The organism is Nostoc sp. CCY 9925, assembly GCF_963920935.1.
Lineage (GTDB): Bacteria > Cyanobacteriota > Cyanobacteriia > Cyanobacteriales > Nostocaceae > Nostoc.
Map to the genome: position 1 here is coordinate 1 of NZ_CAWUDO010000324.1, position 254 is coordinate 254.

Annotated in this window: 1 protein-coding gene; it reads left to right on the plus strand. The window is 76.8% G+C overall.

The annotated features are described in order from the left end of the window. On the plus strand, positions 1-254 hold a 254-nt coding region (locus ACM0OY_RS40630; RefSeq protein ID WP_414574335.1), incomplete at both ends, for a hypothetical protein.

Consider the following 254-nt stretch of genomic DNA (forward strand, 5'->3'; position numbering starts at 1 on the left):
GCCTGCCCGGCAGCCACACAGCGCGCGAGGCGCTGCTGGCCGGCGTGCGCCAGGAAGGCTTCAATGCCGTGCTGATTCCGGCGCCCTGGCTATGCCCGGCCGGCGCGCGAACCCTGGCGCCGATCGACGCCGACCACGCGCCGACGCCCGAAGGCGGCGTCGAGCCGCTGTCGGCGCGGCTGGCGCGCGAGGCGGACAGCGCCGCGCGACATGGCCTGGCGTTGCTGCTGCGGCTGGAGTTGCAGCGGGTGGCG